Raw genomic sequence first — 17,751 nt, forward strand, 5'->3', positions numbered from 1 at the left:
TACGTTCTCCCCATGGCAGTCACAGTGAACAAGTCCGTCGACATCGACGCGGATGCAGCGGCAGTGCTCGAGGTTCTCGCCGACGTCGAGGGCATTCCCTCGTGGTCCCCGGTACACAAGAAGTGCGAGGTCGTCGATCGGTTCGACGACGGCAAGCCGCACCACGTGAAGATGCAGGTCTCGATCATCGGAGTCAACGACGAACAGCTCGTCGAGTACACGTGGTCGGACAACGAGGTGTCCTGGACTCTCGTGGAGAGCACCCAACAGAAGGCCCAGGACGGCCGGTACACCCTGACTCCGAAGGGCGACGCCACCCACGTCGAATTCGAGCTGACCGTCGACCCGAAGGTCCCGCTTCCCGGCTTCCTGGTGAAGAAGGGAACCAAGACGATCCTCGAGGCCGCCACGGAGGGCCTGCGTCAGCAGGTCGTCGGCTGACGCGCTACTGCTCCTTGCGCGCAGCGAGCACTGCCTCGTAGACCTCACGCTTGGAGACGCCGTCGACCGCCACCTGGGCACAGGCGTCCTTCAACCGCATGCCCGACGCCACCAGCGCTTCCACGTCGGCAACGAGATCCTCGGGCTCCTCGGCGACGGCGACGGCTCCTTCGAGCACGACGGTGATCTCGCCGCGTACGCCTGCCCTCGACCATTCGAGCAACTCGCCGAGGCCACCGCGTCGGACTTCCTCGTAGGTCTTGGTCAGCTCCCGGCACACCGCGGCGCGGCGGTCGGAACCGAGCACGTGGACGGCGTCCTCGAGGCATGCGACGAGGCGGTGCGGTGCCTCGAAGAAGACGATGGCGCGTGGTTCGGCGAGCACCGACCGGAAGTAGCTGCGACGCTGCCCCTGCTTGCGTGGCGCGAACCCGTCGAAGCAGAACCGTTCGACGGGCAGACCGGACAGCGCGAGTGCGGTCGTCACGGCGGACGGACCGGGCAGACAGGTCACCGGCAGATCGGCGTCGACGCACGCCGCGACGAGGCGGTAGCCGGGATCGCTGACCGACGGCATCCCGGCGTCGGTGACCAACAGCACCGTCTTGCCCCCTGCCACGGCCTCGACCAGCGCCGGCAGGCGAGCCGTCTCGACCTGATCGTAGAAACTGACGACCCTGCCCGAGATCACCACGCCGAGCGAGGACGCGAGTTGCTTGGTGCGCCGGGTGTCCTCGGCGGCGACGACATCGGCACTGCCGAGGGCGTCGCGCAGGCGCTGCGAGGCGTCACCGACGTCGCCCATCGGGGTGGCGGCAAGGATGAGCATGACTCCAGTGTCCCGTACGTGGTGCAGCGGTTTGTCGGGCACTACCGATCAACGCCTACGATCGGTACGTGACCTTGCTGACCTCTGAGCGCTCCGGCGACCGGTCGATGGTCAGTCCCGGGCCGACCGTTGCCGCGCGCGACTGGTTCCACGACACCGATGTCCGCCGCGGTTGGATCGTCACCGTCGTCATCACCGTCATCTGCGCCATCACGCGCTTCACGATGTTGCGGTACCCCACCGATGCAGGAACCCCGGTCTTCGACGAGAAGCACTACGCGCCTCAGGGGTATCAGGTTCTCACCGGCGGCGGGCTCGAGGACAATCCGGCGTACGGGCTGGTGGTGCATCCACCGGTCGGCAAGCAGCTGATCGCCGTCGGAGAGGCGTTGTTCGGCTACAACGGGTGGGGTTGGCGTTTCTCCTCGGCCGTGGCCGGAACCCTGTTGGTACTGCTGGTCATTCGGATCGTGCGCCGGCTCGCTCGCTCGACACTCGTCGGTGCGATCGCGGGAATTCTGCTGACCGTCGACGGCGTGACGTTCGTCAGCAGCCGGATCGGCATGCTGGACATCTTTCTCGCTTTGTTCGTCACCGCGGCACTGGGCTGCTTGGTAGTCGACCGCGACGACATGCGGCGGCGGCTGTCGAGAGTACGCGCCGACGGCCGAATGGACGCCAGTGTTCTGGGGCCGCGAATGGGGGTGCGCTGGTGGAGATTCGGGGCGGGCGTGATGCTGGGTCTCGCCTGCGGCACCAAGTGGTCGGGTCTGTACTTCATCGCGTTCTTCGGATTGCTGAGCGTGGCATTCGATGTGGCGGCGCGGCGCTCGTACGGCGTCGGACGCCCGTGGCGGGGAACGGCGTTGCGCGATATCGGCCCTGCGCTGTACGCGCTGGTGGTCGTTCCGATCGCGGTGTATCTGATGACCTACTGGGCGTGGTTCACCTCCGAGACCGGCGTGGACCGGCACGAGGTCGGCAACGGAATCGGTGCAGGCGGGCCGTTCTCGTTCCTTCCGGAAGCACTGCGTTCGCTCTGGTACTACAGCGGCAACGTGCTGGAATTCCATGAGGGCCTGACCAATTCGGCAGGCAACCGGCACCCGTGGGAATCGAAGCCGTGGACCTGGCCGATGGGCCTTCGGCCGATGCTGTACTACTTCGCCGACGGCGAGAGCGTATCCGGGTGCTCGGCGTCCTCGTGCGTGAAGGCGATCATGCTGATCGGCACTCCCGCGATGTGGTGGTTGGCACTGCCGATGCTGGCCTGGGTGATCTGGTCGGTGTTCGTCCGACGCGATTGGCGTTACGCCACCGTGCTCGTCGGCTATTCCGCAGCCTTGTTGCCCTGGTTCACCACGCTCGACCGGCAGATGTACTACTTCTACGCGGTGGCACTGGCCCCGTTCATGGTGATGGGCTTCGCGTTGGTGTTGGGCGACGTCATCGGCAAGGCCACCGCATCGGCCGAACGGCGAGGTACCGGACTACTGCTGGTGTCCCTGTACCTCGCCGTGGTGATAGCGAACTTCGTCTGGCTCTGGCCGATTCTCACCGCAATGCCGATCACGCCACAGATGTGGCAGGAGCAGTTGTGGTTACCGAGTTGGCGGTAGGGCGGTCGGGCCAGGCCGAAGCAGAGTCGGCGGAACGACCTATGCAAGCAGTGCCGTCTTGCCCTTGGTGACGCCGTCGATGCTGATGCGTCCGGCACCGAATGCGGCGAGCAGGAGCGAACCGACGCCGAGGGCGACGACCAGTTCGTAACCGTTGTCCGCAGCAAAGACGCCGTTCTCGAAGTGGACGAAGACGGCAGCACCGAGCATGTCCAGGAACAGCAGCAGCCCCGCGATCGGGGTGAAGATCCCGAGCACGAGAGCTCCGCCACCGATGAGTTCGACGAACGTCGCGAAATACGCGGACGCGGTGGGCAACGGAATGTTCATCGCCTCGAAGCTCGCGGCTGCACCATCGAGGCCGTAGGTGTTGAGCTTCTGCCACCCGTGGGCGATGAAGACGACTCCCAGTCCGATTCGAGCAACGAGGGCGACGGCGTCGCGGACGACGGTGGAATTCATGACACATCCTTCTGACAGGGCGGTACGGGCAGCACCACCCTGACAGAACTAGGTTGAAGCGTCAACTCATTTGCCGCTGGCACCCTTGAGCGCGGATTCGAGAAACGAACGGGCCTGGTCGTCGTCCAGGCCGATGGATCGCACGGTCCTGACGAACTCCGTCGCCGCCCGGGCCGCGATGTCACGCGACGGGTCACCGCCCGACGCGACGAACGACCCGGACCGACCTCGCGTCTCGATGATGCCCTGCTGCTCGAGCTCGCGGTAGGTCTTCGCGACCGTGTTCGGCGCGATCTTCAGCTCCTCGGCCAAGCCGCGAACCGTCGGGATCTTGGTCCCGGCAATGAGATCGCCCGATCGCACCAGCCCAAGAATCTGCATCCGCAGTTGCTCGAACACAGGGGTCGTGTTCGACGAATCGATATGCACGCGCACAGTAGGTGCCTTATCCGAGAGCGTCGACTGCGTCGACGATCGACGTCGAACCGGACGTGAGCATCAATGTCTTGCGTACAGCCGCGCCGGTGTCGAGCAGCTGCGCGATCACTGCGGCCACGTCGGCCCGGGTTACCTCACCCGAGTCCATCGGCGGTTCGGTCAGTGCCACCGAGTTCGTCGGGTCCTCGTCGGTCAACTTGCCCGGACGCAGAATCGTCCAGTCCAGTCCATCCCGGGCCGAAACATCTTCTTCTGCAGCAGTTTTGGCCTTGATGTAGGCCTTCCAACCGTCGTCGAGATCCTCGGCGACCGGCTCGCCCGCACCGAACGAGCTGATCAGCACGTAGCGGCGGACCCCGGCCTTCTCGGCGGCATCGGCCAGCAGCACCGCGCCCGCGCGGTCCACCGTGTCCTTGCGCTCGGGACCGCTGTTGGGGCCCGCACCCGCCGCGAACACGACGGCGTCGGCACCGGCCAACACTGCGGCCACATCGTCGACCGAAGCCGATTCGAGATCGATCACCTGCGGCAACGCGCCGAGCGCAGTGACGGCATCGACGTGGTCGCTGTTGCGAATCAGCGACACCGCGCGGTCTCCGTGGGCGGTGAGCACCTGAGTCAGATGTTGGGCGATCTGGCCGTGGCCACCTGCAATGACAATGCGCTTGTCGGTCATATCGACTACTCCGTTCCTGACGTGAATCTGTCGGGTTGGCTACCCGCGTGGCAGGATTGCAAACATGACCGTCCCTGGGGAGAGGAGCCTGCGGAACGACCCATCGGGCTCGGCGACCATCTACCACAATCCGCGGTGCAACACCTCTCGCACAGCGCTGAAACTGATCGAGGAAGCCGGTGTGGTTCCACGTGTGATCCGGTACCTCGAGTCGCCTCCTACCGAGGACGAACTCCGCACACTTCTCGCCGATGCCGGTCTCGAACCCCGGCAGGCCATCCGGACTCGCGAGAGCATCTACAAGGAACTGGGTCTCGCGGGCGCGGACGCCGACACGTTGATCGCCGCGATGACCGAGCATCCGATTCTCATCGAACGCCCGATCGTGGTGACCGACAAGGGCACTGTGCTCGCCCGACCGGCCGACAAGGTGAACACCGTCCTGTAGAGCGCTACAACCTCTCGCGGGACACCGGGCACGACATACACCGCGGACCGCCGCGTCCCGAGCCGAGTTCCGATCCGGAAATCCGCAACACCTCGATGCCCGACGCCTCGAGTCGTGCGTTCGTTTCGACGTTGCGCTCGTACGCGACGACGACTCCCGGCGCGATGGCCAGCGTGTTGTTACCGTCGTCCCATTGTTCGCGCTCGGCGGTGACGTGGTCGAGTCCGGTATCGATCAACCGCAGCTTGCCGATTCCCATCGCAGCGGCGGCCGCCTCGAGAAACGGGTCGGCACCTCGAATACTGACTCCTGTGTCCTCGCGGCGAATGGTGAAGGCGGACAACGTGTCCTGAATGGCCGGATACATCACCACCGCATCGGTATCGACCATGGTGCACACCGTGTCCAGATGCATCGACGCGCGCTCCTGCGCGATCGGCACCACCAACACACTGTGCGCCAGACCGTCCTCGAACAGGCTGCGCGCCAGCGCTTCTGCACCGGCGGGCGTGGTGCGCTCCCCCACTCCGACAGCCACCACACCGGGAGCGAGCAGCAACACGTCACCGCCCTCGACCGGTGCGGTCCGCGACTCGTACCCGCGCCGCACACCCCGAAACATCGGATGGAACGCGTAGATCAGATCGGTCAGCGATGTCTCCCGCACCCGGGCAGGCAGAGCCAACGAGGTGATCGCCACTCGATCGTCTATCCAGAACGACGAGTCGCGAGTGAACAGCAGGTTCGGCAGCGGATCGATGACGAAGTCCCCACCGTGATGCATCCGCCGAACCAGCGACGCCCCGATCGGAAGCGGCTCCCCCGTCTCCGCCTCGAGCAGTTCGTCGAATGTCATCCCCGCCATCAGGATCTGCGCCAATTCGGCCGCGGGGACACCCCGCAGGTGTTGGGCGAGGTCCTCGGCGAGCGACCGGCCGAGCCGTCGGGCATCGACAGCGGCGGAGACACCTTGCATTCGCGCTGCGCCGCTGACCGTCATGGCCTCGGTGAGAAGCTCGCCGAGGAGCAGCACCGTCACCCCGCGACCACGCAGCAGATCGGCGAACGCGTCGTGCTCGTCCTGTGCGCGATCGACCCACGGCAGACCGTCGAACAGCAGCTGGTCGTTGTTTCGCGGCGTGAGGCGTCGAAGCTCGTCGCCCGGCCGGTGCAGCATGACGGTGCGCAGCACCCCCACCTCCGAGTCGGCACCCAACGGGCCTGCAGCCGCATCGACACTCATGAACGAACGGTAAACCCATTCGTCGGTCGCCGCCGGCATCAGGACCTGAAGTATTGTCGAGGTCGTGCCGATGCCCGAGTGGAACGTCCGCGAATTGACCCCCGGCCAGCTGTCCGAGCGCAGCGGAGTTGCGGTCTCGGCGTTGCACTTCTACGAGAAGCAGGGGCTGATCAGCAGTCGCCGCACCTCGGGTAACCAACGCAGATTCCATCGCGAAACTCTGCGACGGGTCGCCTTCATCCGGATCTCGCAGAAGGTGGGGATCCCGCTGGCGACCATACGTCAGGCATTGAGCGAACTACCGGACGAGCGGACGCCGACGCGCGAGGACTGGGCCAGGCTCTCGACGCGGTGGCATCGCGAACTCGATTCTCGGATAGAGCAATTGATCCGACTTCGGGACAACTTGACCGGGTGCATCGGGTGCGGTTGTCTTTCGTTGGCCGGCTGTGCGCTGGCCAATCCGCACGACGAGCTGTCCTATTCGGGGCCGGGTGCGCGCACGCTGGATGTCGATTTCGACGAACCCTCGACTCGACGCGGCTCGAGCAGTTTGGAGAACTGATCGTTCGCCTTCTGCAGCACGAACTCGTAGGGCGGGGCGAACTTCCGCGCGACCCAGTACCCGAAGCGAATGTCGTTGGAGGAGTAGACGAGGTATTTGCGTTTGGCGATGCCGGCGAGAATGGCATCGGCGACGACCGACGGTTCCACGGCGCGTTTTTCGAATCGGTGTTGCAGCTTCTGTACGCGCGGATCGTCACGATCGATGCCGGCGATCTGAAGCGTCTGCACCAATCCGGTCTTCACGCCACCGGGCACCACGAGACTGACACCGATTCCGTGGCGCTTGAGGTCGTACTTGAGTACCTCGGACACTCCGCGCAGCCCGTACTTGCTGGCGCTGTAGGCAGCGTGCCACGGCAGTGGGATCAGACCGGCAGCAGACGAGACATTGACCAGATGACCACCGCGACCGGCCTCGATCATCGGCGGTAGAAACTTCTCGATGACGTGGATCGGGCCCATCAGATTGACGTCGACCATCGATTTCCAGTGCCGATGCTCGAGGTTCTCGACGGTTCCCCAGGCAGAGATTCCCGCGACGTTCATCACGACGTCGAGACTGCCGAACTCGGCATGGATGTCGTCCGCGAAGGCGGTGACCGCCTCGAAGTCGGACACATCGAACGGCAACGAGTGGCTGACGGTGCCGCCCGCTCGACCCACCATGTCCACCGTCTCCGCCAAACCGGTGGCGTTGATGTCGGTGAGGAAGAGCTCGGCTCCCACCTCGGCGGCAGCGAAGGCCGTTGCCCGACCGATTCCGCTGCCCGCTCCGGTGATCAACGTCTTCTTGCCGCGCAGATCGTATGTAGCCATCGAAACCTGTATCCCCCACCGGTCGACACGTGTCAGTTCGATTTCGACCCTACGCGGTGACGACCGGGAGGGGCGTCACAATCTTTGCGACATCTCGTCTCGGTAGTCCGCGATGGTGCGCTCTATGCGGGCAGCGTCATCGGCGGCACCCCGCTTGCGGGCATCGTCCGCGCGTTGCTGCAGGGTGCCGATCGCTTTCCGGAGCTCGTTGTCCGACATCTTTCGATCGTGCGTGATGTGTTCCATGTCACACAGTGTGCCCGGCGGCCCGAAGCGCGGCAAGCACATCGAGATCACGAACACGATCAGACGGTGACGGACCCCAACGTGATGTTCTCGCGTACGAAACTGGACAGACTTCGCGCCGCGAACTCACGGAAGTAGGCGAGCTTGTCGATCGGCACCAGCGAGGGAAGGACCGTGTTCCAGACCTTCTCCATGCGCGACGGCGCGTCTTCGAGACGGGATTGTGCCTCGGACACCATCAGAACGCCAGCCAGCATCTCGCAGATCAACAGCGCCGCGTTGCCCGCGTCCAGATGGTCGGCGACATCACCGTGCTCGATGGCTCGCTCGAAGAGATGCTCGAAGATGTTTCCCCAGGTACCGAACACGCTGCCGCGGGCGGTGTCGGATCCGTCGATCTCCATCTGCAACCGGTACATGACGCGCACCAGAGGGTCCGAGGCGGCCAGCTCGAGTACCGAGTACGAGATTCCGATGACCGACTCGAGAGCCGGACTGCGGCTGTCGACCATGCCCGCGCACGCCGTGGACACGCGCTCATGACCCTCGTCGACGATCGCGCGGGCCAGTTCCTCCTTCGATGCGAAGTGGAAATACAGCGCGCCCTTGGTTACGCCCGACTGCGCCGACACCTGACTCAGCGTGGCATTCGCGTGCCCCACCTCGAGAAAGAGGTCTGCTGCAGCGCGCAGTGCGGCCGCTCGTGTGGCTTCTGCTCTGAGTTGTCTCACCATGTTGGAACACCCCTGCTCTGTCGACCTTGCCATGACATCGACGCTCTGTGCGCGCTGCCTGCCCGTCGGCCGATCGAGGTGAACGTGGAATTCACTTCGCCATATCGAGCTGCCAGCGCTGGACAATAGTAACCGGTCCGGTGGCGACTTTGTGATTCGAAAGTGACAATTACATGAAGAACGGCTCGTTTACAAAACGATTGAAATGAAAAGTTCCACCTCTCCGGCATTTGTAACGACTTCGACTTCCTCTTTGTAGGCGCGAAATATCGATCCGGACAAAACGCACTCGTCGACCTGAGCCCATACGTCCTCGATCGGATCCGCCAGTGCGCCACTGGGCGTGAATACTGCGAACACACCGGTCGGTATCGAAACGAACACATCGCCCACAGCCACATCACTCGGCGAGTCCACCGAGACCGCGACCACCGCATTGACCGTGCCGTGCGGATCCGGAACGTACACCGTGCTCACCTGGGTTGCGTCGATGTGCTTCTCGCGCACACGATCTCGCAGGAATCGCATCCACTCGCTACCGCTCGATTCCGCGCCGGGCTCCACCCGCGGTGCCACCAACCCACTGAACAGCTCCGCGCTGTGTGCCGTGACACGGAAGGTCATCACGAACCGCCGGGCGCAGTGATCGCCAGATAGAGATCGATCTTGTACGCGTGCGGATAGCACTCGTAGTCGCCGGTGAACGATCGCACGATCTCGCCCTGCTCTTCGGCATGATCGATCTGAGTCCACAATCGAGTGAGAACCTCGGGGAAATACCCCACCGCAGAAAAACGCGCGTATTTGGCCGCGGGCACTTTCGCAACCAGATGTCCACGCTCGACCTGACCGAGTGAAGAACACAGATAACCGACTACCTGTGTATTGTACGAACCGATACCGGGGGCGTAGTCCGTATAAATGGAAGCGAGCGGACCGGAGGTCTCCTGATTGAGAACAGCGGACCATGCTTGATCGAGCGCCGGGTCGTTGAGGCGACCGAGCGCCCGTTTGGGGCTGCGAACTGGAAGACCAGCGACCCACGTTTCGTCAAGGTCGACGATCTCGAACGACATTCACACTCCGTAGAGAAGTTGCAGGGGCAGATCCTGTGTTCGGAACCGGCCCGATCACAATATCGCCCGTCAATCTACCGGCGCGACTGGTAGGTGGATCGTCGAACGATCAACCGAACTTCGCACCCGTCTCGATCGCCGCAACAGCTGCCGACAGTTTCTGCCTCGAAGCTCAGGACCCCCTGCATCGCATCGGTCACTGCGGCCCACCCGTGCGTGCTCGATCCCCCGGTTCTGCGGGCCGCGCCGGCTGCGGTCGATCGCCGACACGAATCCGGCACGGACCGTCCGTACTCGAAGGACCTGCTTCGGCGACCCTGCCCGCATTCCTCACGCAAGAAGGAGGACGAACACAGCGCCGAAGTATCTACTTTCCGTGCGCTGCGGCAACGTAACTCTCGCCGTGAATATCCGACAGATCACGCACAGGCGTGTTGCTCGCTCCGGAATGCGAGACCGGGAGAATCCGAGATTCGCACGACGACAGAATTCGCGTCAGTGGCCAGTGCACCGTGTGCAGAACCAGGTCCGAAATCAGTAATCTGCGCAACCAGCCACTGGCCAGACCGTGATGGGCCCACGTGCGATACGAGCTCCGGACGTAATGCCGATACTCGAGCGGCGGCGTCAGTAACCGACGGCCGGACACCTCGACGCGCATCGGCTCGATCTGCGCGATCCGCAGACCGACCCTGTTCAGACACAGCGACAGATCGATGTCCTCGTGCAGGTCGGTTCGCAGGCTCGTACTGTCGCGAACGGCTTCCCACGCGGATCTGCGGATAGCGAAGTTGTTGCCCGATGCGGCAGATACCCACTGCTCAGCAGGCCTGTTCCGCACGGAACGGTTGACGAATGCCCGGTACGGGCGCGCCCACGGAGAGTCGTAGAGGTATATCGGGCCGGTGACTGCGACATAGTCGAGTCGGCGATCGAAGAAATCCAGTACCGAGTCGACCCAGCCGGCCTGGACACGGGTATCGGCGTCGATGCGGCCGATGACCGATCCGTGGGCGTGATCGAAACCGGTGTTGCGCGCGTGCACGACGCCGCGCTCGGCCTCTCGCAGCAGCACCACCTGCGGAAATCTCCGTGCGTATTCCGCGACGATGGCCGCAGTGTCGTCGGTCGAATTGTTGTCGACGACAATGATTTCCTGAATGCGTTCGCGCTGAACGAGCAATGCGTCCAGGCATTCGCGCATGTGGGCCGCCTCGTCGAACGCGGGCACAACAATGGAAAGAGTATTCACAACGCCAACCCCTGACACATTTTTGGCAATCGTGTGGCCCGATACCCATTGGCGCTGAACGCATTTGAATTCGAGCCGCTGACGTTGACGATGCTACATCATTACTTCAATAAAAGAACCCGTCTAATTATTCGGACTTTATGAATCAGAATTCGGAATTCGGAGGAATTACCAATCTGTGCATTGCTTCCCGATCACGAAAATCGGCCTTCTCCCCGATCCACTGCTGCGCTGCGGGAAGGTCGTTCAACTCTCGGCGACGGCGCGCCGGAGACCCGACGTACACCCCGTCCGGTTCACAGTCTCCGGTCACCAACGAGTTCGCTCCGATGATGCAGCCGGCACCGATGTGCACGCCCGGCATCACGACCACGCCGGACCCGATCCACGTTCCCGGACCGATCACCACCGACTCTCCCCGCAGTGCGCCTGCGCGATGCCGAGAGGGCCCGGTCTCGTGGGTACTGGTGAGTATCCGAACGTGATCGGCGATGAAGACGTGGTCACCGATCACGATGTCGGCAACGGTGTCGAAATAGCAACCGAAGTTCACAAACACACCGGTGCCCATCCGAACCGACGCCAGTCCTTGAATCATGGAACCGCCGTACATCAGGCACGGACCGGTTGTCCGCAGACCCGCAGGCCGCAGAACCGATGCGCGCAGCACAGCAGGCAGGAAGGGCGTATTCGCCAGCGAGACGACAGTCGCCTGACGCATCTGAGCGAGGGCCCAGCGGACGTCCGACGGATTGCGCATCCAGTCGCGGACACGCGAGCCGGCCGTCACGCGGCGGCTCGCATCCGTTCGTCGGACTCGGCACGATCGTCGACGGGCAATGCCCGGCACGGTACTGCGGCGAACAGTCGCGAGATCGGCCACCGCAGTGTGTGCATCAGCCAATCCATCGCCACGATGCGTCCGAGCTTGCGCGACGCCAGACCGTGCTCCTGGTAGGAGCGGTACCCAGCCAACGCATAGTGGACGTATTTCACCGGCGATGTCGTTGCGCGCCTACCGGACACTGCGGCCTTCATCGACCCGTTCTGGGCAACAGGCAAGCGCTCGGCAGCCAGGCACAGGCACAGATCGATGTCTTCGTGGACACAGGTTCGCTCACTGACCGCATCGCGAACCGTGCGCCAGGCTGATGCGCGAATCGCGAAGTTGTTGCCCGATACTGCCAGGGCGGCGCGCACCGCCGGCTCACGTCGTTCGGCGCGCGAATGCATCCACGCCAGGGGCCGAGCCCAGGGTGATTCGTAAAGGAACGTCCGGCCACCTGTGGCGGCGACGGAGGCATGCTCGTCGAAGAAGTCGACGATCGAGCGCGCCCACCCGGGCCGAACACGGGTATCGGCGTCGATTCGACCGATGATCGACGAGTCCACCAGGTCGAATCCGGTGTTGCGAGCGTGGACCACGCCGCGGTTGGGCTCGTGGACCAACATGACCTTGTTCGTGACCGCGCGGATGTCGTTCACCAACCGAAGCGTGCCGTCGGTCGACCCGTTGTCCACCACGACGATGCGGTCGATGTCGTCGCCCTGATCGAGCAGCAGCGTCAGACATTCACCCAGATGATCGACCTCGTCGAGCACCGGAACTACCACACTGAGAGTGTTCATCGCGATCCCCTGATAAATTCGGACATTGAATACAGCTCAGCCACGAATTCGAACTTACGACATGTTTCAGGAATTGCCTAAAAGCTGCCCGAATTGCATATCCGCAGCTCAGTGGCTCGAAAGGTTCTTTCGGTCGGGTCGCATCGCTACAAACAATCGAATCGAAGGTTTTGCGCGGCAATTGTGCAACTGCAGTTCGCGAAACACGCCTACTGAAATCGAATCCCGAACCGATCACCCAATTCGTTCGATATGAATCCATCTCGAATTCACTTCGCGGTAACACGTGCCTCCGCAGTTGCCGGGACCACGAAAAAACCGCCACTCGCGTGAGTGACGGTTCTTCGTGTCGGTGGAGCTGAGGGGAATCGAACCCCTGACCTTCTCGATGCGAACGAGACGCGCTACCAACTGCGCCACAGCCCCTTTGCCGTCATGTCGACCGGCTGGGTAACTCTAGCAAAGTCGCTTCGGGTGTCGGTTACGCGCCCTGGGCTCTGCGCAGGTCCCGGTCGTCGTCACGACGGGCCTGGAACGGCTCCTCGTAGTGGTCGAGGTGCTCGAATTCGGGATCCTCGTCGTCGATCTCGAGCACCACCGCGCCGGGGCGACGCAGTCGCTGCGGGACGAGCTCCAACTCTTCGTCGGTTTCCGATTCCACGCCGAGACGTGATCGGCCCATCCGAGTCAGCCGACGCCTGCGCACCTCTTCCTCGATCTGCACCTGACGACGCAGGTAGTACAGGTAACCGACGAGGACAGCGACGGACAGTCCACACAGCCACCAGACCGCCGGGGAGATGATGAAGGCCAGGGCTGCGGTGGTGATCGCCGCGAAGACCAGGCCGAGGACGGCACGCTGTCGGAATGCGTACCGCGCGGCCCGGGCGATCGCATCGGCCTCGGGATCGAAACCACCGCGTCCGCGTCGGCGAGGGACGAAATCGTCGTCGACGACACCGGGTTCGTGCGCGGGCGAACCTCCGCGCGGTGCTTCCGTGTCCGGTGCCTCGCTGTCGAGGTCGCTGTCTGCAGCGTGAGTGTCCATCGGGTCCTCCGCGGTACCGGGTAGATCGGGTGAGTCTGGACGAACGGTCGCGATCGCGGCACCGAAGATCTCTCGGGCCGGCGCGGAGACTCGCAGGTCGTCTTCCGGTCGCCAGTCGGGATCGCTGCGATGCCCGGTCGCGGGGCCGCGCTGCTTTCGCTGGGTGCCACCCCGATGCAGCACGCGGGTGGCGAGGGCAGCGTCCGTGGTCTGCATGATCTGCGGACGCTTGGTCATGAGCATGGGCAGAAGAACGAAGAGCCAGACGGCTACGAGACCGATCCAGATGATCGAGTTCGGCATCGGCGTTGTTCTCCTCCCCTTGGACGACGGCGACAGTGAAAGACGTCCTCAGGCTATGCGGAGGAAGAACGAGAACGACGCAGACGCGCCGACCCGAATTACACTCCTGTCACTTTGACAACACGAGTACTCGCGCCGCGGCCGCGAAGATCACGCCCACGCAGCCCGGCCCGCGCGAACCAACCGCTCGACGACGGTTCCCTGCACCTCACCCGAGGTGATCGCGACGAGCTTGTGATCGCGCCATTCGCCGTCGACGTCGAGGTACTTGTAGAGCAGCCCCTCTTCACGAAAGCCGACGTTGCGCAGCACTGCCTGACTGGCCAGGTTCTCCGGTCGCACCGTCGCTTCGACACGATGCAGTCCGACCGGACCGAAGCAGTGGTCGAGCCCGAGCGCCAACGCCGCGGTGGCCACGCCCTTGCCGTTGACCTCCTTGGACACCCAGTACCCGATCCAGGCCGATCGAAGTGCTCCCCGCACGATGTTTCCGGTGGTGATCTGGCCACAGAATTCACCGTCGACTTCGATCACCATCGGCAGCATGTGCCCCTTGCGCGCCTCGGACTTCAGGCCCGAGCACAGCGTCGGCCACGAGGAGATGTGATGTCGCGAATTCCAGCTGCCCTCTCCGCTGGGCTCCCAGGGTTCGAGGTGGGCGCGATCCTCCGTGCGAATCCGGCTCCACGCGGCCGCGTCGCGCATCCGTACCGGCCGCACGGTGACGGTTCCGGCGGCCACTCTCACTGGACCCAATTTCGCCGGCCAACCTGGGTGGCTCGACCACGTTCGCGGCATCCGTCGATGTTATGCGCTACGCGCAGTGGCGTGGTTATGTGCCCTCCGCGGCGCTTGAACACGCCACTGGCGTCAGCCTCTCTGAGCGAGGAACGAGACCTTCACTTCTTCGCCGGTGCGGATTTCGGTGACCTCGGGATCGATGACGACCAGGCAATTCGCCTCGGCGAGTGTCGCGAGTAGGTGCGAGGACGATCCTGGTGCGCCGCCGAGCGCCTGCACCAGGTATTCACCGGTTCCCTCGTCGCGCATGAGCTGGCCGCGCAGAAATCCTTTACGGTCCTCGATCGAGGTGATCGGCGCGACGGTTCGAGCGGTCACGGTCCGTCGCATCGGCTGCCGTCGGCCCAGAGCGATCCGAATCAGCGGACGCACCATGACCTCGAACACCACCAGCGCGCTGACGGGGTTGGCAGGCAACAGGAAGGTGGGTACCTCGTCGCGTCCGAGTTGACCGAAGCCCTGGACGGACCCGGGGTGCATGGCAACTCGTTCCACTTCCATGTCGCCGAGTTCGCCGAGCGCCTCGCGCACACCGTCCGATGCGCCGCCGCCCACCGCTCCGGCGATGACGACGATCTCGGATCGAATGAGCTGGCCCTCGACCACCTCGCGTAGTCGCTTGGGATCGGTGCTGACGATCCCGACCCGGTTGACGTCGGCTCCGGCGTCGCGCGCTGCGGCGGCGAGCGCGTAGGAGTTGACGTCGTACACCTGACCGGGCCCTGGGGTCCGATCCGTGTCGACCAGTTCCCCACCGACGGAGATCACCGACAGTCGCGGCCGAGGATGCACCAGCACCTTGTCGCGCCCGACGGCGGCGAGCAGCCCCACCTGAGCCGCGCCGATGATCGTGCCTGCGCGAACCGCGACGTCACCGGGCTGCACGTCGTCGCCGATCTTGCGGACGTAGTCACCCGACCGCACCGGACGGAACACCTTGACGCGGGCACGACCACTGTCGGTTCGATCCAGGGGCAACACGGCGTCGGCCAGCGTGGGCAGCGGCGCGCCGGTGTCGACTCGTACCGCCTGACGCGGTTGCAACCGGATGGGTTGACGCGATCCGGCGGACACCTCGCCGACGACGGGAAGCGTCAGATCGATGCGTTCGTCGTCCTCGTTGCGCAGGTCAGTGCCCGCGGCCGCCACATCGACGCTCCGTACCGCGTAGCCGTCGATCGCTGCCTGGTCGAAACCGGGAAGGGGACGCTCGGTGACCACTTCTTCTGCACACAGCAGGCCCTGTGCTTCCGAGATGGCGACCCGGACAGGCCGTGGAGCCACCGCCGCGGCGGTCACCCTGGTCTGCTGATCTTCGACCGAGCGCATCTGGCCCTTCCTCTATGGCATCGACCCGCGATGCTATTCGTACGTGGTCAGTTCCGGTGCCCAGCTGTCGCTCAAGCGTTCGTTCAGCCATTCGCGCAGCGCCGGACCGTAGTCGTCACGTTGTAGAGCAAAGTCAACCGCAGCGCGCAGGTATCCCCCGGGATTTCCGAGGTCGTGTCTCGATCCGCGGTGCACCACCACGTGCACGGGATGGCCTTCTTCGATGAGCAGCGCAATGGCGTCGGTCAGCTGCAGCTCGCCGCCTGCACCGGGCTTTATCCGGCGCAGGGCGTCGAAGATCGCGCGGTCGAGCAGGTAGCGGCCCGCGGCAGCGAGGTTGGACGGGGCGTCCTCCCGCTTGGGCTTTTCGACCATACCGGTGACCTTGAGGACGTTCGGGTTGACCGCGTCGGGCACGATCTCGACGGAGAAGACGCCGTAGGAGGAGACCTTGTCGTCGGGGACCTCGATGGCGCACAGCACCGAGCCTCCGCGCTTGGCGCGCACGCGGGCCATGACGTCGAGCACACCGCGGGGCATCACGAGATCGTCGGGAAGCAGAACGGCAACGGAATCCTCGTCGTCGTCGAGGACTTCTTCGGCACAGGCGACGGCATGTCCGAGTCCGAGCGGCTCGTGCTGAATGACCGATTGGACGTCGAGCAGACCGGGGGCAACTCGAACCTTCTCGAGCATCTCGAGCTTGCCGCTGGCCTCGAGCTTGTTCTCGAGGACGAGGTCCTCGACGAAGTGGGCGACGACGCCGTCCTTGCCGGGGGACGTGACGATCACGAGTCGCTGCGCGCCGGAATCTGCTGCTTCGCCTGCGACCAGCTCGATGCCGGGAGTGTCGACCACCGGAAGCAGTTCTTTCGGAACGGTTTTCGTGGCCGGCAGGAACCGGGTACCCATGCCCGCTGCGGGAACGATGGCCGTGCGGAAATGCACGGGCGTGGCGGCGGTCGTCGCTGTAACGGCTTCTGTCATGGTGCTCACCCTATCCATGGTTTCTGGTGATCTGCTTGCCGTGTGCTGCGTTTTACCCCCGAGTGCATATCGTTGAACGACAGCACAGGAAGGGAGGACGAACCGTTGTGACCGTTCCCGAATTCACGGAGAACACGTCCAAGGATCGATGGCGAAAGCATGTTCTCGCCGAACGCCGACTGCTCGACGGTGCGCAACGCGCAATGGAGTCCTCCGCACTCTGTCACGTCCTGGGCGAATTGGCGGCCGAACACTCGGTGATCGCCGCATACGTTCCCGTCGGCCGGGAGCCCGGTTCGATCGAGATGCTCGACGCCATGGCCGCGGCCGGGTCGACCGTTCTGCTTCCGAGTGCACACGAGCAGGGTCCGTTGCGCTGGGCTCGGTACGCCGGAAGAGAGTCGTTGGTGACGGCCCCGTTCGGGCTGCTGGAACCGGGCGGACCGACGCTCGATCCCGATGCGGTGTCGGGTTGCTCACTGGTGCTGATTCCGGCGCTGGCCGTGGACCGGCGTGGAACCCGGTTGGGTCGAGGCGCGGGCTTCTACGACCGCACCCTCGACCTGTGCAGACCCGACGCCATGCTGGTCGCGGTGGTGCGTGAGAACGAACTGGTCGATCGCCTACCCGCCGAACCGCACGACAGACCGGTGACGCACGTGTTGACCCCCGGCAGCGGACTCCTACGCTTGGGTACGGAATAACGCTACGATTCGATTCGTTGGCACTCCTGACTGTAGAGTGCTAATGCTCTCCCCAGTTTCTACAGATTCGACGAACAGACAAGACACCGGCGGTGTTCGGCCT

At 64.1% G+C, this 17,751-nt stretch carries 22 protein-coding genes and 1 tRNA gene; 5 read left to right on the forward strand and 18 right to left on the reverse strand.

The features are described from left to right. Positions 1–12: 12 nt before the first annotated feature. A complete protein-coding gene (locus CH273_RS11950; RefSeq protein WP_032395725.1) occupies positions 13–441 on the forward strand; it encodes an SRPBCC family protein in 429 nt (142 codons plus the stop codon). A gap of 4 nt (positions 442–445) precedes the next feature. On the opposite strand, the gene rsmI is transcribed toward CH273_RS11950, so the two are convergent. Further along, on the reverse strand, positions 446–1,270 hold the full coding sequence (gene rsmI, locus CH273_RS11955) for a 16S rRNA (cytidine(1402)-2'-O)-methyltransferase (RefSeq protein WP_032396230.1): 825 nt from the start codon (positions 1,268–1,270) through the stop codon (positions 446–448). A 107-nt stretch (positions 1,271–1,377) separates the two neighbouring features. On the opposite strand from rsmI, the gene CH273_RS11960 reads away from it, so the two are divergent. Beyond that, positions 1,378–2,889 (forward strand): dolichyl-phosphate-mannose--protein mannosyltransferase, encoded by a 1,512-nt coding sequence (locus CH273_RS11960; RefSeq protein WP_032396231.1) that lies wholly within the window; start codon positions 1,378–1,380, stop codon positions 2,887–2,889. A 39-nt stretch (positions 2,890–2,928) separates the two neighbouring features. Here the strand turns inward: CH273_RS11960 and CH273_RS11965 are convergent, their stop codons facing one another. From CH273_RS11965 to CH273_RS11975, 3 genes are all read right to left on the reverse strand, one after another. After that, positions 2,929–3,351, reverse strand: coding sequence for a DoxX family protein (locus tag CH273_RS11965; protein ID WP_032395726.1), 423 nt, complete (start codon positions 3,349–3,351; stop codon positions 2,929–2,931). A 66-nt stretch (positions 3,352–3,417) separates the two neighbouring features. Continuing rightward, positions 3,418–3,786 carry a GntR family transcriptional regulator gene (locus tag CH273_RS11970; protein WP_032395727.1) on the reverse strand — a complete coding sequence of 123 codons (369 nt, stop codon included), beginning with the start codon at positions 3,784–3,786 and terminating at the stop codon, positions 3,418–3,420. 10 nt (positions 3,787–3,796) lie between these two features. Then, positions 3,797–4,465, reverse strand: a complete 669-nt coding sequence (locus CH273_RS11975) for an SDR family oxidoreductase (protein ID WP_032395728.1) — start codon at positions 4,463–4,465, stop codon at positions 3,797–3,799. 64 nt (positions 4,466–4,529) lie between these two features. Here CH273_RS11975 and arsC point away from each other — a divergent pair, with 64 nt between their 5' ends. Next, positions 4,530–4,913 carry an arsenate reductase (glutaredoxin) gene (arsC, locus tag CH273_RS11980; RefSeq protein WP_052049600.1) on the forward strand — a complete coding sequence of 128 codons (384 nt, stop codon included), beginning with the start codon at positions 4,530–4,532 and terminating at the stop codon, positions 4,911–4,913. A gap of 4 nt (positions 4,914–4,917) precedes the next feature. Here arsC and CH273_RS11985 read toward each other — a convergent pair whose 3' ends face one another. Further along, the gene (locus tag CH273_RS11985; RefSeq protein ID WP_032396233.1) at positions 4,918–6,156 is read right to left on the reverse strand and encodes an arginine deiminase; all 1,239 of its coding nucleotides are present in this window, start codon (positions 6,154–6,156) and stop codon (positions 4,918–4,920) included. Positions 6,157–6,220: 64 nt separating this feature from the next. Here CH273_RS11985 and soxR point away from each other — a divergent pair, with 64 nt between their 5' ends. Beyond that, entirely contained in the window at positions 6,221–6,721 is a 501-nt protein-coding gene (soxR, locus tag CH273_RS11990; RefSeq protein ID WP_082073774.1) for a redox-sensitive transcriptional activator SoxR, read from the forward strand. On the opposite strand, the gene CH273_RS11995 is transcribed toward soxR, so the two are convergent. From CH273_RS11995 to CH273_RS12060, 13 genes are all read right to left on the reverse strand, one after another. Then, a complete protein-coding gene (locus CH273_RS11995) occupies positions 6,637–7,539 on the reverse strand; it encodes an SDR family oxidoreductase (protein ID WP_032395730.1) in 903 nt (300 codons plus the stop codon). The genes soxR and CH273_RS11995 overlap by 85 nt on opposite strands. Positions 7,540–7,614: 75 nt before the next feature. Next, complete coding sequence (locus tag CH273_RS27670) at positions 7,615–7,785, reverse strand: hypothetical protein (protein WP_155290802.1); 171 nt, start codon at positions 7,783–7,785, stop codon at positions 7,615–7,617. A gap of 59 nt (positions 7,786–7,844) precedes the next feature. Then, a complete protein-coding gene (locus CH273_RS12005; RefSeq protein WP_032395732.1) occupies positions 7,845–8,519 on the reverse strand; it encodes a ScbR family autoregulator-binding transcription factor in 675 nt (224 codons plus the stop codon). Between the two features lie 189 nt (positions 8,520–8,708). Further along, on the reverse strand, positions 8,709–9,143 hold the full coding sequence (locus CH273_RS12010; protein WP_032396234.1) for an effector binding domain-containing protein: 435 nt from the start codon (positions 9,141–9,143) through the stop codon (positions 8,709–8,711). Next, positions 9,143–9,595: a GyrI-like domain-containing protein gene (locus CH273_RS12015; protein WP_032395733.1), complete on the reverse strand. Its 453-nt coding sequence runs from the start codon at positions 9,593–9,595 to the stop codon at positions 9,143–9,145. The genes CH273_RS12010 and CH273_RS12015 overlap by 1 nt, the downstream gene beginning before the upstream one ends. 367 nt (positions 9,596–9,962) lie before the next feature. Beyond that, positions 9,963–10,847 (reverse strand): glycosyltransferase family 2 protein, encoded by an 885-nt coding sequence (locus tag CH273_RS12025; RefSeq protein ID WP_143546213.1) that lies wholly within the window; start codon positions 10,845–10,847, stop codon positions 9,963–9,965. Positions 10,848–10,992: 145 nt separating this feature from the next. Further along, complete coding sequence (locus CH273_RS12030) at positions 10,993–11,637, reverse strand: acyltransferase (RefSeq protein ID WP_230596810.1); 645 nt, start codon at positions 11,635–11,637, stop codon at positions 10,993–10,995. Then, on the reverse strand, positions 11,634–12,476 hold the full coding sequence (locus CH273_RS12035) for a glycosyltransferase family 2 protein (RefSeq protein WP_052049606.1): 843 nt from the start codon (positions 12,474–12,476) through the stop codon (positions 11,634–11,636). Before CH273_RS12035 ends, CH273_RS12030 begins: the two co-directional genes overlap by 4 nt. A 353-nt stretch (positions 12,477–12,829) precedes the next feature. After that, positions 12,830–12,902: transfer RNA gene (locus tag CH273_RS12040), tRNA-Ala, on the reverse strand. Between the two features lie 55 nt (positions 12,903–12,957). Further along, a complete protein-coding gene (gene sepX, locus CH273_RS12045) occupies positions 12,958–13,827 on the reverse strand; it encodes a divisome protein SepX/GlpR (RefSeq protein ID WP_032395735.1) in 870 nt (289 codons plus the stop codon). Positions 13,828–13,977: 150 nt separating this feature from the next. After that, positions 13,978–14,625, reverse strand: a complete 648-nt coding sequence (locus CH273_RS12050; RefSeq protein WP_032395736.1) for a GNAT family N-acetyltransferase — start codon at positions 14,623–14,625, stop codon at positions 13,978–13,980. 72 nt (positions 14,626–14,697) lie between these two features. Then, complete coding sequence (gene glp / locus CH273_RS12055; protein ID WP_032395737.1) at positions 14,698–15,957, reverse strand: molybdotransferase-like divisome protein Glp; 1,260 nt, start codon at positions 15,955–15,957, stop codon at positions 14,698–14,700. A gap of 33 nt (positions 15,958–15,990) precedes the next feature. Further along, a complete protein-coding gene (locus tag CH273_RS12060; RefSeq protein WP_032395738.1) occupies positions 15,991–16,944 on the reverse strand; it encodes a UTP--glucose-1-phosphate uridylyltransferase in 954 nt (317 codons plus the stop codon). A gap of 107 nt (positions 16,945–17,051) precedes the next feature. Here CH273_RS12060 and CH273_RS12065 point away from each other — a divergent pair, with 107 nt between their 5' ends. Beyond that, a complete protein-coding gene (locus tag CH273_RS12065; RefSeq protein ID WP_032395739.1) occupies positions 17,052–17,648 on the forward strand; it encodes a 5-formyltetrahydrofolate cyclo-ligase in 597 nt (198 codons plus the stop codon). Positions 17,649–17,751: the final 103 nt, after the last annotated feature.

Source organism: Rhodococcus sp. 05-339-2 (assembly GCF_002258965.1).
Lineage (GTDB): Bacteria > Actinomycetota > Actinomycetes > Mycobacteriales > Mycobacteriaceae > Rhodococcoides.